This is a genomic window from Streptomyces sp. NPDC015127 (assembly GCF_043080095.1).
In the GTDB taxonomy this organism is placed as follows: Bacteria; Actinomycetota; Actinomycetes; order Streptomycetales; family Streptomycetaceae; genus Streptomyces.
Genome location: NZ_JBIBVE010000011.1, coordinates 128,276 through 143,008 on the forward strand (window position 1 = coordinate 128,276; position 14,733 = coordinate 143,008).

The 14,733-nt window shown below is 72.7% G+C and carries 8 protein-coding genes; 4 read left to right on the forward strand and 4 right to left on the reverse strand.

Going from position 1 to position 14,733, the window contains the following annotated elements; translation table 11 throughout:
* The first annotated feature begins 3 nt into the window (after nt 1-3).
* Genes ACF08N_RS22255 through ACF08N_RS22265 form a run of 3 tightly spaced genes read left to right on the forward strand, consistent with a single transcriptional unit; the run spans nt 4 to nt 6,531 of the window.
* Nucleotides 4-2,175 (forward strand): trypsin-like peptidase domain-containing protein, encoded by a 2,172-nt coding sequence (locus ACF08N_RS22255; protein WP_392326394.1) that lies wholly within the window; start codon nt 4-6, stop codon nt 2,173-2,175.
* Nucleotides 2,172-3,125, forward strand: coding sequence for an AAA family ATPase (locus ACF08N_RS22260; protein WP_392326395.1), 954 nt, complete (start codon nt 2,172-2,174; stop codon nt 3,123-3,125). The genes ACF08N_RS22255 and ACF08N_RS22260 overlap by 4 nt, the downstream gene beginning before the upstream one ends.
* 1 nt (nt 3,126) lies before the next feature.
* Nucleotides 3,127-6,531 (forward strand): SAV_2336 N-terminal domain-related protein, encoded by a 3,405-nt coding sequence (locus ACF08N_RS22265; RefSeq protein ID WP_392326396.1) that lies wholly within the window; start codon nt 3,127-3,129, stop codon nt 6,529-6,531.
* Between the two features lie 88 nt (nt 6,532-6,619).
* Here ACF08N_RS22265 and ACF08N_RS22270 read toward each other — a convergent pair whose 3' ends face one another.
* Together ACF08N_RS22270 and ACF08N_RS22275 are read right to left on the reverse strand one after the other, a co-directional pair.
* Nucleotides 6,620-7,486, reverse strand: a complete 867-nt coding sequence (locus ACF08N_RS22270; RefSeq protein WP_392326397.1) for an acyl-CoA thioesterase — start codon at nt 7,484-7,486, stop codon at nt 6,620-6,622.
* A 16-nt stretch (nt 7,487-7,502) separates the two neighbouring features.
* Nucleotides 7,503-10,016 carry a DEAD/DEAH box helicase gene (locus ACF08N_RS22275; RefSeq protein WP_392326398.1) on the reverse strand — a complete coding sequence of 838 codons (2,514 nt, stop codon included), beginning with the start codon at nt 10,014-10,016 and terminating at the stop codon, nt 7,503-7,505.
* Between the two features lie 122 nt (nt 10,017-10,138).
* On the opposite strand from ACF08N_RS22275, the gene ACF08N_RS22280 reads away from it, so the two are divergent.
* Entirely contained in the window at nt 10,139-10,930 is a 792-nt protein-coding gene (locus tag ACF08N_RS22280) for a metal-dependent hydrolase (RefSeq protein ID WP_392326399.1), read from the forward strand.
* Nucleotides 10,931-11,085: 155 nt separating this feature from the next.
* Here ACF08N_RS22280 and ACF08N_RS22285 read toward each other — a convergent pair whose 3' ends face one another.
* Both ACF08N_RS22285 and ACF08N_RS22290 read right to left on the reverse strand, forming a co-directional pair.
* Nucleotides 11,086-12,867, reverse strand: coding sequence for an ABC transporter ATP-binding protein (locus ACF08N_RS22285; protein ID WP_392326400.1), 1,782 nt, complete (start codon nt 12,865-12,867; stop codon nt 11,086-11,088).
* Complete coding sequence (locus ACF08N_RS22290) at nt 12,864-14,666, reverse strand: ABC transporter transmembrane domain-containing protein (protein ID WP_392326401.1); 1,803 nt, start codon at nt 14,664-14,666, stop codon at nt 12,864-12,866. The genes ACF08N_RS22285 and ACF08N_RS22290 overlap by 4 nt, the downstream gene beginning before the upstream one ends.
* Nucleotides 14,667-14,733: the final 67 nt, after the last annotated feature.

Below are 14,733 nucleotides of genomic sequence, written 5' to 3' on the forward strand. Positions count from 1 at the left end.
CGCGTGGGCTGGTTCCTCACCGGCGGCGGCCCGGCCGCCGTCGACGGCCTGCACTGCGCGGTGTCCGTGCTGCGGGTCCGCGACGGCAAGAGCGCGGGGGCCGGTGTGCTGCTGACCCCCGGCAGCCTGCTGACCTGCGCCCATGTCGTCAACGACGCACTGGGCAGGGGCATGTTCGAGACCGGAGCGCCGGGCGACGCGGCGTTGCAGGTCCTGCACATCGGCCCGAGGGCGAAGCAGCGGTACACGGCGCGCGTCACTCACTGGGTGCCGCCGCGCCGCCTCGACGGCAGCCCGCAGGTGCGGGAGAAGGAGGACCGGGAATGGCTCGGTGACCTCGCGGTCCTCCGGTTCGAAGTGGCGCGCGACGCCCACCTGCCGCAGCCGCAGTGGCGGCCCATGCGTGCCGGACAGAACCTGCGTGCGTGGCACAGCAGCGGACTGTACAGCTCGTTCGCGGACGTGCGGGTGAAGTCCTGCGACGGGAGCATCGGTTACGTGGACGGAGATCCGACCGGCATGTCCATCGGGCCCGCCTTCAGCGGAGGCGCCCTCTGGTCGGTACTCGACCAGGCCGTCGTCGGCCTCGTCGCCGCCCACATCATGCCGCCGGAGGACCCGGTCACCCGCAGGCCCCTGCCGCACAGCTCGCAGCACATCGCCCGCCGCAGCTGGGGCATTCCCTGGCAGCGGGTGCGCAGCGAACTCGCCGCCGTCGGTGCGGCGGCGCTGGTCGGCGCACCCGAGCCGGACAGCGACGATCCGGCGTTCCCCCTCCTCGCGGACCTCATCGGGGACTTGGTGCCATCGAGCGCCCTCAGGGGCGATCTCGGCCGGCTGGTCGCCGCCCGCTGCGGGATCCGGCACGCGGACGACGGCTCGGCGCCCACTCCCGAGGAGTTCGCGCTGCTGCTCGTGACCGAGGAACGGGCGCTCGCCGCCCTCACCGAGGTACTGCGGCTGAAGGATCCCGCCGCCGCGGGACAGCTGCTCGCGGCGGGCCGGCTGTCCACCGTGCCCCGCCTGCTCTCCCTGAGAGAGCACCGCCGGCTGCACGAACTGCTGGACCTCCTGCCCGCTCCCGTCCAGGCACGGCTGCCCGAGGCCGTCAGGGCCGCGCTTCCGCTGGCCGCCGATTACCCCATGGAGCCCTCCGTCGCGCACAGGACGGAAGAACTCGTCGAGCGGCTGGAAAGGCTGCCCGGCGACAGCCGCGCGGAGGCGTCCTCGCCCAGAGTGCCCGGCCTGCTGCGAGTCGTCGAGTACGTCGCCGTCCTGTGCCCCGAGGATCGTCGCGCGGGGCTGAGGCTGTGGTGCGACGGTGTCGCCCAGCGGCTCGGGATTCCCCGATCGGCGCTCGGCGAACGCCGCTCGGACGCCGACGACTGGGGGCGCACCCTGGCGGAGAGGACGGCGCCGCCGCGCGTACTGGTCCATGTCACACGGGGCGGCAGCGCGGAGCGCTATCGGCTGCGGATCTGGTGCGACGAGGGCGCCGGGCCGCGCCAGGTGTCGGCCGACGGCGACCGCACCTACAGCGGCGAGGAGGCCGCCCGGGCCCTTCTGCGGGTCCTGGAATCCCTCTACCGGTCGGCCCCCGGCGACCACCGGCCCCTGGTCGAGGCGCTCGTCGATCGCGCCGGGCTCAATCTGCCGATAGACGAGTGGGAGAGCTTCGGGCCGGACGACCTGGTGCCCGGCGTGCTCGGCGCCGAATACCCGCTCGTGGTCAACTGCCCGGAACTTCTGCGCCGCAACGAGCGTTTCCTCCCCGAATGGCGCCGGCGGTGGCGGCAGCTGGACACGGGCAGCGCCCTGCGGATCACCGATACCGCCGCAGGGCTGCGCCAGGTCTACGGGACGCTGATGGACCGCCTGGACGCGGTCCGGGTCGCCGTGGACGTGCCGCCCCATCTGCGGGACGAGATCGTCGAAGTGTGCCTCGCCGTGGGTGTGCCGGTGGTGGTGTGGGACCGCGAAGCGGGACCGGAGTCGCACGCCGTCGAGCACATGACGGCGGTGAACACCCGTGAGCTGCCCGAGGGAGTCAGGTCCTACCGGGCCAAGACCGTCCACCGCCCCCGGGACTATCCGGGCCGGCCCGTGCTGGCCTGGGCCGACGCCGACCGAACCGTCCCGCAACTGCACCTGTCCGAGCCGCAGGAGAGCCGATGAGCAGCCCGTCCGACGCAAGCTGGCGGATCTTCAAGGGCGACGGCGTCCGGCGCACGGTCGCCATGCCGCCCGCCCCGCCGTGGCGCCGGTTCAAGGCGCCCGGGCAGCGGACCCGCGCCCCGCTGCCGTACCTGATCTCCCCACGCCACGCCGACGTCGTCAACGCTGCCCTGCACCTGCGCAGGCCGCTGCTGGTGACCGGCCCCGCCGGCACCGGCAAGTCCTCCCTGGCCCGCGCCGTCGCCCACGAGCTCAGCCTGGGACACCTGCTGCGCTGGCCCGTCAACAGCCGTTCCAGCGTCCAGGACGCGCTGTACCAGTACGACGCCATCGGACGGCTCCGGGAGACCACACTCAGCCGCGACCGCGGCGGCGCCGAACCGTCCATCGGCAGCTTCATCCGGCTCGGCCCGCTCGGCACGGCACTCGTGCCCGGCGGCACCCCGCGCGCCCTGCTGGTCGACGAGATGGACAAGGGCGATGTGGACCTGCCCAACGACCTGCTGACCGTGTTCGAGGAAGGCGTCTTCGAGATCCCCGAACTGGTCCGGCTGCCGGAGGAACTGTCCACCGTGCCTGTGCTGACCGCCGACGGCGAGGGCACGGTTCCGGTCGAGCGCGGCCGCGTCCAGTGCACGGAGTTCCCCGTCGTCGTCATCACCAGCAACGGTGAGCGGGACTTCCCTCCCGCCTTTCTCCGGCGCTGTATCCGGCTCGACCTGCCCGTCCCCGACGAGGAGCGGCTCCGCGAGATCGTCTCCGCGCACCTGGGCGACGAGGCACTGGAGCAGGTCGACGACCTCCTCCAGGCGTTCCTGCGGCGCAGGGCACCCGGCGAACTCGCCACCGACCAACTGCTCAACGCCGTGTTCCTGCGCACGGGAGGCGTGGACCTGGACGCCGACGGACTGCTGGACGCGGTGCTCCACCAGCTGACGGGGACTGTCTGAGGTGACGCGCGCGGCGGACCGGCTCGGGCAGGTCCTGCGGGTACTGGGCGGCTCCGGCCAGGACCTGGACCCGCAGGAGCTTCTCGACGTGCTCTGGCTCGCCGGTCGGCTGCCCGCCACCGACGAACTCCCCCTGGCACGAGGCGGCCTGTGCGCAGGATCCCCGCCGGGCAGCGGGCCGAAGCCCACGGACGGCCCGGAGCAGGACGACGGCGAGACCGACAGCTCCGCCCCGGTCGACTCCGGCCCGGCCGCCGGCCAGGGACCGGAGCTGCACGCCGCACCGGCGCGCCGGCCCGGCCCCGGCCGGAACGCCCCGCCGCCCGCACGGCCCCCCGCACGGCCGCCCGACCGGCGCGCCCTGCCGCTCCGCGTCCCCGAGGACAAGGCCCTGCCCGACGAACTGCTCATCGGGCGTGCGCTGAGGCCGCTGAAACAGCGCAGGCACAGCGCGTGGCGCCATGAGGTGGACGAGGCAGCGACCGCCGCCGCCCTCGCCGAAACGGGACTGCCCGACGTCGTCACCCGCCCCGCGCGGGAACGCTGGCTCCACCTGGTCCTCGTCATCGACGACGGCCTGTCCATGCTGCTGTGGCACCGGCTCGTCACCGAGCTGCGCACCCTGATGCAGCGGCTCGGGGCCTTCCGTTCCGTGCGCGTCTTCGGCCTCGACACCCGAAGCGGCGGTCCGCCCGTGCTGCGCGGCCACGCCTTCGACCCGGGCAGCACCACGATGTCGCCGTCGGTCCTGACCGACCCGTCCGGCCAGACCCTGATCCTCGCCGTCAGCGACGGCATGGGCGCGGCCTGGCGCGACGGCAGCATGCACGACGTCCTGCTGGGCTGGGCGGCCAACGGGCCCGTCTCGGTCGTACATGCCCTGCCGCCCGCCCTGTGGGAAGGCTCCGGCATTCAGGCCGACCGGTGGCAGGCCACCACGCGCCGGCGTGGCGGCGCGGGGACATCCTGGACCATCACCGACCGTGTACTGCCCGCCGGAGTGGCTGACTTCACCGGCGTACCCATCCCGGTGCTCGAACCGACCGCTGAGGCCCTGGGCGACTGGGCACGGCTGGTCGCGTCGCCCGGCACCACGCTCGAACTGCCGCTGCTGTCCCGGCCCCGCCGGTATGCTCTCGCCGCCCCCGGCCGCGATACGGGCGTTCAGCACTTCCGTGACGCCGCCTCACCGGAGGCGTACCGGCTCGCCGCACACCTCGCAGCCGTCTCCCCGGTGTCGGTACCGGTGATGCGCCTGGTGCAGGCCGCCGTTCCCTGGCAGGCCAGGACCGCGCACCTCGCGGAGGTCTTCCTCGGCGGGCTGGTCCGCCCGTATCCCGCGCCGGTACCCGGGCCGCTGCCCGCCCAGCACCGGATCTTCGACTTCTCCGAGGAGACCAAGAACGCCCTGCTGGACACCGTGCCCAGCGCCGAACTGCTGCGGACGAGCCGCAGCATCGGCCGTCGGCTCGAGCAACTCGCGGGCCGGTCACCGGACTTCCCCGCCTGGCTGGCGCACCCCGATGGCGCGGACAGTCTCCCGGACGCGTTCCGTGCCTTCACCGTGGTCGAGCGCAGGCTGCTGGCCCGCCTCGGGGTGTCGTTCCAGCTCCTGGGACCGATGCAGGAGGCAGCCGGGAGCGCGGCCTCGAGTACGGACTGGGGCCCGCTCACGCCGCAGGACCCCGTGCGGCTCGGCCCCTACCGGCTGCACGGCCGCCGTACCGGCCGCCGCACGATCGTCTACCTCGGCCGCGACGCCCAGGGGCAGGAGGCGGCCGTGCGCGTCCTGCGCCCCGACATGCCCGCCTCCCTGGCGCGACTGCTCGGCACCGAGGCCGAGGCGCTGCGCCGCATGGACGGCCGCTATGCCCCGAAGCTGCTGAACTCCGGGCTCGGCGAGCGGCCGGCATGGATCGCGACGCAGCTCGTGGGACCAGCCCGGCCCGGTGTCGCCGGGCCGCCCCGGCTCAGCGAGGTTCTCCCGTACACCTCGCTCGACGAGCAGCGGACCATGGACGTGGTCACGAGCATCACGCTGGCCTGGCACCTGGCGGGCGCCCTCAGCCTCTGCCACTTGCACGGAGTGGTGCCGGCCGACCTCTCGGCGGCCTCCGTCCTCGTCCTCGACCGTTCGGTGCTGCTGATGGGCCTCTCGGACTGTGCCATCGACGGCGAGTACGCAGGACAGGGAGCGGCACCCACGCCCGCCGACAGCGTTCAGGACCTCGGGGAGCTGCTGCGCGGCATCGGCAGCAAGGCGAGCCGTGCGACGTACTACCTGAGGGACGGCATGGAGCTGTGGCAGGGGGACACCTGGCTCCCCCTGCGCGAACTCGTCCTCAAGTGCGTGGACCCCGACCCCGGTGAACGGCCCCCGGCGAGCGAGGTCGCGGGTGTGCTGGCCCGGTACGTCTCCATCGCCTCGGCAATGGCCGGACAGGCCCCGCCGACTCCCGCCGACGCGGCCATGTTCCGTGCCGGGGCCGCTGCCGCCTCGCCGACCGGGCCCGAGCGTCCGCTGCTGGTGCCACGGACCGGCGGCTCCGAGCGGGCGACGCCGCCCGCACCTCGCATCGGGCGAAGGACGCGGCGCTTCGGCTCCGGACGTGCCGGGCAGGCCGAGCGGCTGGAGCGGATCCGGGCGCCGCTGACGCGGAGCCGGCACGTGACCGTCGTGGGTGCGCACCCGCTTGCCGGCCGGCTCACCACGACGTTCGTGCTCGGCTCCGTTCTCGCCGCCGTGCGAGGCGAGCCCGTCCTCGCGCTGGACGGAGCACCGGGCCGAGGCGAGCTGCACGGCCGCCTGCCCCACCGCAATCAGGCGACCCTGCGCGACATGACGACGCTGCCGGTCGAGTGCGCCTACGAGGACGTCAGCCGGTTCACCACCGCCACACCGTCGGGGCTCGAAGTCCTCGCGCACAGCCCCACCCACACGGTGCCCAGCCCCGCGTACACCACGGAGTACCGGCGCATCATGGCCACGGCCGGGCGCCACTATCCGCTGATCATCACGGACTGGGCGCCGCCGCGGCTGGACCGTATCGCCGACGCCGTACTGGAGCTGACCGACCGTCTGGTCCTGTGCTGTACGACGTCCGGGGCATCGGTGACGGAGGCGGCCCAGAAGCTCGCCTCGCTCCGCGACATGGGGTACGGCTCACTCGCTGAAAGCGCGCTCGTGGTGGTGGCCAAGATGGGGGGGACCGAGGACACCCTGTCGGACGGCGAAGTGTCGATGAGGCTGCTCGACTGGCGGAAGAACCTCGTCCCAGTGCCCTTCGACGGGTCCTTGACCACCACGCTCGAAGTGGCGCTCGGCCGGCTCAAGCCCCGCACGGCCGAGGCGTTCGCCGAGCTCGCGGCCCGCGTCGTCGCGGTCCCGGCCCGCCGGGAGGGGTGACGTGCGCGCGACGTCCCGCTCGTCGCCGACCGTGAGGACCGGCCCCGCGGTCGGCGTCCCGGGCCGCGCCGGGACCCGAGGGCCGCACTCAGCCGATGGGCCGGAACAGCCCCTCCTGCACCACCGACACCAGCAGCTGACCATCCCGGTTGTAGATCCGGCCGCGCGCCAGGCCGCGGCCGCCGGTGGCGATCGGCGACTCCTGGTCGTACAGGAACCACTCGTCCGCCCGGAACGGCCGGTGGAACCACATCGCGTGGTCCAGCGACGCCATGTCGAAGCCGCGCGGGCCCCACAACGGCTCGACGGGGATGCGCACCGCGTCCAGGAGCGTCATGTCGCTCGCGTACGTCAGCGCGCACGTGTGCACCAGCGGGTCGTCGCCCAGCGGGCCCACGGCACGCATCCACACCGCGCTGCGCGGCTCCGCGTCCTTGACCTCCTCGGGGCTCCAGCGCAGCCGGTCCACGTACCGGATGTCGAACGGCTGGCGGCGTGCCATCCGCTCCAGCGACTCCGGCAGCGCGCCCAGGTGTGCGCGGATCTCGTCGACGAGCCTGGGCAGCGTCGTCGGGTCCGTCAGATGCCGGGGCGGCAGCTGGTGCTCGAACCCCGCCTCCTCCGGCCGGTGGAAGGAGGCCGTCAGGTTGAAGATCGTCCGGCCTTCCTGGACGGCGGTGACCCGCCGCGTCGTGAACGACCGCCCGTCCCGCACCCGTTCCACCTGGTACACGATCGGCACCCCGGGCCGGCCCGGCCGCAGGAAGTACGCGTGCAGCGAGTGCACCGGCCGCTCGCCGTCCGTCGTCCGCCCCGCCGCGACCAGCGCCTGGCCCGCGACCTGGCCGCCGAAGACGCGCTGCAGCGATTCCTGCGGACTGAGCCCGCGGAAGATGTTGACCTCGATCTGCTCCAGATCGAGCAGATCGACCAGACGCTCGGCCGGATTGGTCATGGGAAAACGTGTCCTCTCACAACTGGCCGACGGACGTGACACGCACCACCGCCCGGCCTTCCTCGTCGGAGGCCGCCAGGTCGACCTCCGCGCTGATGCCCCAGTCATGGTCGCCGTTCGGGTCGGCGAACGTCTGGCGCACACGCCACAGACCGTGTGCCGGATCCTCCTCGATCGCGAGCAGCTTCGGGCCGCGGGCGTCCGGACCGGTGCCCAGATCGTCGTACTCGTCCCAGTAGGCGTCCATCGCCTCGCCCCACGCCTCCTCGTCCCAGCCGGACTCGGCGTCCATCTCGCCCAGCTCGCGGACCTGGTCGAGGGCGGCGAGCTCCACACGGCGGAACATGGCGTTGCGGACCAGGACGCGGAAGGCGCGGGCGTTCGCCGTGACCGGCTTGACCTGGTCGGCCTTCTCCTGCGCCTCCTCGGCCGTCTCCACCTCGGGGTTCGCGAGCTGCTCCCACTCGTCCAGCAGGCTGGAGTCGACCTGGCGGACCATCTCGCCCAGCCAGGCGGTCAGATCCTCCAGGTCCTCGGTCTTGAGGTCGTCCGGGATGGTGTGGTCCAGGGCCTTGTACGCGCTCGCCAGATAGCGCAGGACGATGCCCTCGGTGCGGGCCAGGTCGTAGAAGGACGTGAACTCCGTGAAGGACAGCGCCCGTTCGTACATGTCACGGATGACCGACTTCGGCGACACCGGGTGGTCGCCGACCCAGGGGTGCGACTTCTTGTACAGGTTGTAGGCGTGCCACAGCAGCTCTTCGAGCGGCTTGGGGTACGAGATGTCCTGGAGCCGCTCCATCCGCTCCTCGTACTCGACACCGTCCGCCTTCATCGCGCCGACGGCCTCGCCGCGCGCCTTGTTCTGCTGGGCGGCCAGGATCTGGCGCGGGTCGTCGAGCGTCGACTCGACAACCGAGACCATGTCGAGCGCGTACGACGGCGACTCCGGGTCCAGCAGTTCGAAGGCGGCGAGTGCGAACGTCGACAGCGGCTGGTTGAGGGCGAAGTCCTGCTGGAGGTCGACGGTGAGCCGGATCGTGCGGCCCTCGGCGTCCGGCGTGTCGAGCCGCTCGACGACCCCGCCGTCCAGCAGCGAGCGGTAGATCGCGATGGCCCGGCGGATGTGGCGGAGCTGGTTCTTCCGCGGCTCGTGGTTGTCCTCCAGGAGCTTGCGCATCGCCTCGAAAGCGTTGCCCGGCCGGGCGATCACCGACAGCAGCATGGTGTGGGTGACGCGGAAGCGCGAGGTCAGCGGCTCCGGGTCGGAGGCGATCAGCTTCTCGAAGCTGTTCTCCGTCCAGCCGACGAAGCCCTCCGGGGCCTTCTTGCGCACCACCTTGCGGCGCTTCTTCGGATCGTCGCCGGCCTTCGACAGCGCCTTCTCGTTCTCGATGACGTGCTCGGGCGCCTGCGCCACCACGAAGCCCGCCGTGTCGAAGCCCGCGCGCCCCGCCCGGCCGGCGATCTGGTGGAACTCGCGCGCCCGCAGCGTCCGCACCCGGTTGCCGTCGTACTTGGTCAGCGCGGTGAACAGCACCGTACGGATGGGGACGTTGACACCGACACCGAGGGTGTCCGTGCCGCAGATGACCTTGAGCAGGCCCGCCTGCGCGAGCTTCTCCACCAGGCGCCGGTACTTGGGCAGCATGCCCGCGTGGTGCACCCCGATGCCGTGCCGCACGTAACGCGACAGGTTCTTGCCGAACTTGGTGGTGAAGCGGAAGTTGCCGATCAGCTCGGCGATCCTGTCCTTCTCCTCGCGCGAGCACATGTTGATGCTCATCAGCGACTGCGCCCGCTCGACGGCCTGCGCCTGCGTGAAGTGGACGATGTAGACCGGCGCCTGCTTGGTCTCCAGGAGCTCGGTCAGCGTCTCCGTGATCGGCGTCAGCCGGTACTCGTACGAGAGCGGGACCGGGCGCGTCGCGGAGCGGACCACGGACGTGGGGCGGCCCGTGCGGCGCGTCAGGTCCTTCTCGAACATCGACACGTCGCCGAGCGTCGCCGACATCAGGACGAACTGCGCCTGCGGCAGCTCCAGCAGCGGGATCTGCCACGCCCAGCCGCGGTCCGGCTCCGCATAGAAGTGGAACTCGTCCATCACGACCTGGCCGATGTCGGCGTCCTTGCCGTCGCGCAGCGCGATCGAGGCGAGCACCTCGGCGGTGCAGCAGATCACGGGGGCGTCGGCGTTGACCGACGCGTCGCCCGTCAGCATGCCGACGTTCTCCGTACCGAACAGCTTGCACAGGTCGAAGAACTTCTCCGACACCAGCGCCTTGATCGGCGCCGTGTAGAAGGTGACCTGGTCGTTGGCGAGGGCCGTGAAGTGCGCCGCCGCCGCGACCAGGCTCTTCCCGGAGCCCGTGGGGGTGGAAAGGATCACGTTCGCCCCCGAGACCACCTCGATCAGGGCCTCCTCCTGAGCCGGGTAGAGCGTGATGCCCGTCTCCTCCGCCCAGGAGGAGAAGGCCTCGAAGAGGGCATCGGGGTCGGCGTCGGGCGGCAGCTGATCGATAAGGGTCACGCCCCCCATCTTGCCTGGCTTCCCCCCGGAAGAGGGAACCGGCCGAAGCCGCGAAGATCATGACCGATACGCTGCCCTGTCAACTGGGGTTCAGCACAACAGCAATGGGGCGGGGAACGCACATGATGGGACCGGCGCACTCTCTGTCCGGGGCGGCCGCCTGGCTGGGGGTGGGAGCGGCGACAGCTGCTGCCGGCCACGCGATGCCGTGGCCCGTGCTCGTCGTCGGAGCACTGATCTGCGCGGGTGCGGCCCTCGCCCCCGACCTCGACCACAAGGCGGCGACGATCTCCCGCGCCTTCGGGCCGGTCTCCCGCGGGCTGTGCGAGATCGTCGACAAGCTCTCGTACGCGGTCTACAAGGCGACGAAGAAGCCGGGCGACAAGCGCAGGACCGGCGGTCACCGCACCCTGACGCACACCTGGCTGTGGGCGGTGCTCATCGGCGCCGGCGCCTCCGCGCTGGCGATCATGGGCGGGCGGTGGGCCGTGCTCGCGATCCTGTTCGTCCACATGGTGCTTGCGGTCGAGGGCCTGCTGTGGCGGGCCGCCCGCGTCTCCAGCGACGTCCTGGTGTGGCTGCTCGGCGCGACGAGCGCGTGGATCCTGGCGGGCGTGCTGGACAAGCCGGGGAACGGCGCGGACTGGCTGTTCACCGCGCCCGGCCAGGAGTACCTGTGGCTCGGGCTGCCGATCGTGCTCGGCGCCCTCGTCCACGACATCGGCGACGCGCTCACCGTCTCCGGCTGCCCGATCCTGTGGCCGATCCCGGTGGGCCGCAAGCGCTGGTACCCGGTGGGCCCGCCGAAGGGCATGCGGTTCCGGGCGGGCAGCTGGGTGGAGCTGAAGGTGCTGATGCCGGCGTTCATGCTGCTGGGGGGCGTGGGCGGGGCGGCGGCGCTGAACTTCATCTGAGGGGGCGGTTCGCCTGCGGCGGGCTTGTTCCCCACCCCGCCCTCCCCCTACGGCCTGGCGGCCGTGGGAGGTGCCCCCGGCGGGGCTGGTTTTTCAGCCCGTCCGGCGTTTGAGGACACCGCGCGGAGCGCGGTACGGGTACGGGCGAACCCCGGTCAGCCGTGCCAGGAGTGCCACAGCGCTGCGTAGGCTCCCCGCGCCGACACCAGCTCGTCATGGCTGCCGAGCTCGCTGATCCGGCCGTCCTCGACCACCGCGATCACGTCCGCGTCGTGCGCCGTGTGCAGGCGGTGCGCGATGGCCACCACCGTCCGGCCCTCCAGCACCCGCGACAGCGAGCGCTCCAGATGGCGCGCCGCCCGCGGATCCAGCAGGGACGTCGCCTCGTCCAGGACCAGCGTGTGCGGATCCGCCAGCACCAGGCGGGCCAGCGCGATCTGCTGGGCCTGGGCCGGGGTGAGTGTGGCACCGCCGGAGCCGACCTCGGTGTCCAGGCCCTCGGCCAGGGCCCGTGCCCACCCGTCCGCGTCGACGGCCCCCAGGGCCGCCCACAGCTCCGCGTCCTCGGCCGACGTACGGGCGAGGAGCAGGTTGTCGCGGAGCGAGCCCACGAAGACGTGGTGCTCCTGGTTGACCAGCGCGACATGCTCGCGCACCCGTTCCGCCGGCATCCGGGCCAGTTCGGCCGCCCCCAGCGTGACCCGGCCCGTCCGCGGGGCGTAGATCCCCGCGAGCAGCCGGCCCAGGGTGGACTTGCCCGCGCCCGAGGGCCCGACGAGTGCGAGCCGGGTGCCGGGCGCCACGTCCATCGAGACACGGTGCAGCACGTCGACGCCCTCGCGGTAGCCGAAGTGGACGCGGTCCGCGCGTACCTCGCGCCCCTCCGGGCGCACCGCCGCGTCGCCCGCGTCCGGCTCGATCTCCCGGACGCCGACCAGCCGCCCGAGCGACACCTGGGCGACCTGGAGCTCGTCGTACCAGCGCAGGATCAGGTTCACCGGGTCGACCATCATCTGCGCGATCAGCGCACCCGTGGTCAGCTGCCCGATGCCGATCCAGCCCTGGAGGACGAACACCCCGCCGATCATGAGCACGGAACCGAGCACGGTCGCGTGCGTGACGTTGATGACGGGGAAGAGCACGGAGCGCAGGTAGAGGGTGTACCTCTCCCACGCCGTCCACTCCTTGATCCGCCGGTCGGAGAGCGCCACCCGGCGCGCCCCGAGGCGGTGCGCCTCCACGGTGCGTCCCGCGTCGACGGTCTCGGCCAGCACGGCGGCGACGGCCGCGTAGCCCGCGGCCTCCGAGCGGTAGGCGGAGGGCGCCCGCCGGAAGTACCAGCGGCAGCCGATCACCAGCACCGGCACCGCCACGAGCACCGCGGGTGCCAGCGGAGGCGCTGTCACCGTGAGACCGCCGAGCAGCAGCACGATCCAGAACACACCGATGGTCAGCTGGGGGACGGCCTCACGCATCGCGTTGGCGAGCCGGTCGATGTCCGTGGTGATACGGGACAGCAGGTCGCCCGTACCGGCCCGTTCCAGCACGCCCGGCGGCAGGCCGACCGACCGCACGAGGAAGTCCTCGCGCAGGTCGGCCAGCATCCGTTCGCCGAGCATCGCGCCCCGCAGCCGTACCAGCCGCACGAACGCGGCCTGGACGACCAGCGCCAGCGCGAACAGCGCGACGGTCCGCTCCAGATGGAGCTCGCGCGCCCCGTCCGCCACGCGCTCCACGAGGGAGCCGAGCAGCCAGGGGCCCGCCATCGAGGCCACGACGGCCACGGTGTTGACGAGGACGAGCAGCCCGAAGGCGCGGCGGTGGCGCCGCAGCAGCCCGCTCACGTACGCGCGTACCGTCGCGGGGGAGCCCACCGGCAGGGTCGTCGCCGTCCGGGGAGCAGCCGGGTCGTACTCCGGTGGCGCCACGCCGATCATGCTGTCTCCTCGATGTCGATCCCGGTGGTCAGGTCGCCGCCGCCGGCCGCGTGGACCGGGGAGAGCTGTTCCTCCTCGGTCTCGCGGGTGACGACCGCGCGGTAGCGCGGCTCCTTGCGCAGCAGTTCGCGGTGCAGGCCCACCGCCGCGGCCTCGCCGTCGTGGACGAGGACGACCCGTTCGGCGCGGTCCAGCAGCAGGGGCGAGGACGTGAACACGACCGTCGTGCGCCCGGAGCGCAGCGACCGGACTCCGTCGGCGATCCGCGCCTCCGTGTGCGAGTCGACGGCCGACGTCGGCTCGTCGAGCACCAGCACCTCGGGGTCCGTCACCAGCGAACGCGCCAGCGCCAGGCGCTGGCGCTGCCCGCCGGACAGGGACCGCCCGCGCTCGGTGATCGGCGCCTGCATCGCGTCCCCGTCGAGCGACGCCTGCGCGAGCGCGGTCAGCACGTCACCGCATTCCGCGGCCGTGAGCGCGTCGGCCGCGGACACCGCGCCGGACGCGGGCACGTCGAGCAGCTCGGTCAGCGTCCCGGACAGCAGCACCGGGTCCTTGTCCTGTACGAGGACCACCGCCCGCGCGGCGTCGAGCGGCAGGTCGTCCAGGGCGACCCCGCCGAGCAGGACGGACGGCAGAACGTCCGGTTCCGCCGGGTGGCCGCCGAGGCGTTCGGCCAGCCGGCCGGCCGCGTCCGGATCGCCGCACACGACCGCGGTCAGCAGGCCGGCGGGAGCGTGCAGTCCGGTGGCGGGGTCGTACAGGTCCCCCGTCGCCGCCGCGTCGGTGCCCGTGCCGTCCGTGGACCGCTCCAGCGACAGGACCCGGGCCGCCCGGCGCGCCGAGGGCCGGGAGAAGGAGTACGCCATGGCGATCTCCTCGAAGTGCCGCAGGGGATAGGCCAGCAGCATCACCGCGCTGTACACGGTGACGAGTTCGCCCACCTCGATACGGCCGCCGCCGACCAGCCCGACGCCGTGGTGGACGACGGCGATGATCAGAATGCCCGGCAGCAGCACCTGCACGGCCGCGATCAGCGACCACATCCGGGCACTGCGCACGGCCGCCCTGCGCACCTCCTGGGAGGCGCGGCGGTAGCGGGCCAGGAACAGCTCCTCGCCGCCGATGCCGCGCAGCACCCGAAGGCCCGCGACGGTGTCGGACGCAAGCTCGGTGGCCTTGCCGGCCTTCTCGCGCTGCGTGTCCGCGAGCCGCGTCGCGCGCGGGAGCAGCGGCAGTACGCCGAGGGCCAGGACCGGCACCCCGATCGCGACCAGCACACCCAGCGCCGGCTGGTAGACCAGCAGGGCTACACAGACGACCACGACGGTGACGGCCGCCGCCAGGAAGCGGGAGACCGCCTCCACGAACCAGCCGATCTTCTCGACATCGCCCGTCGAGACGGCGACGACCTCGCCCGCCGCGACCCTGCGGGTCAGCGCCGAGCCCAACCGCGCGGTCCTGCGCGCCAGTAGCTGCTGGGTGCGCGCGGCGGCCGTGATCCAGTTGGTGACGGCCGTACGGTGCAGCATCGTGTCGCCGAAGGCGATACCGGCCGTCGCGAGCACCATCAGGCCGCCCGCGGCGGCGAGTGAGGACCCGGAGCGCTCCACCACCGCCTGGACGGAGAGACCGACGCAGTACGGCAGCGCCATCACGGACACGAAGTGCAGCAGGCCCCAGCACAAGGACCTGATCTGCCCGCCCAGTTGGCCCAGGCCGAGCCAGAGGAGGAACCGGGTGCCTGACCGGACGTCGGGCAGTCCTGGATCGGGATACGGAAGATCGCGAATCTGCATGACGTCCCAGGGGCCGATCGAAGAGGGGAGGGGGAGAAGGAGTGGTTCAAACCGTGCAAGGTTCGCC

What these genes read in the sequence shown, in the direction of transcription:
- ACF08N_RS22260 (WP_392326395.1), top strand. Translation starts at nt 2,172, where the DNA reads ATGAGCAGCCCGTCCGACGCAAGCTGGCGGATCTTCAAGGGCGACGGC.
- ACF08N_RS22270 (WP_392326397.1), bottom strand. Translation starts at nt 7,486, where the DNA reads ATGACCAATCCGGCCGAGCGTCTGGTCGATCTGCTCGATCTGGAGCAG.
- ACF08N_RS22290 (WP_392326401.1), bottom strand. Translation starts at nt 14,666, where the DNA reads ATGCAGATTCGCGATCTTCCGTATCCCGATCCAGGACTGCCCGACGTC.
- ACF08N_RS22280 (WP_392326399.1), top strand. Translation starts at nt 10,139, where the DNA reads ATGATGGGACCGGCGCACTCTCTGTCCGGGGCGGCCGCCTGGCTGGGG.
- ACF08N_RS22285 (WP_392326400.1), bottom strand. Translation starts at nt 12,867, where the DNA reads ATGATCGGCGTGGCGCCACCGGAGTACGACCCGGCTGCTCCCCGGACG.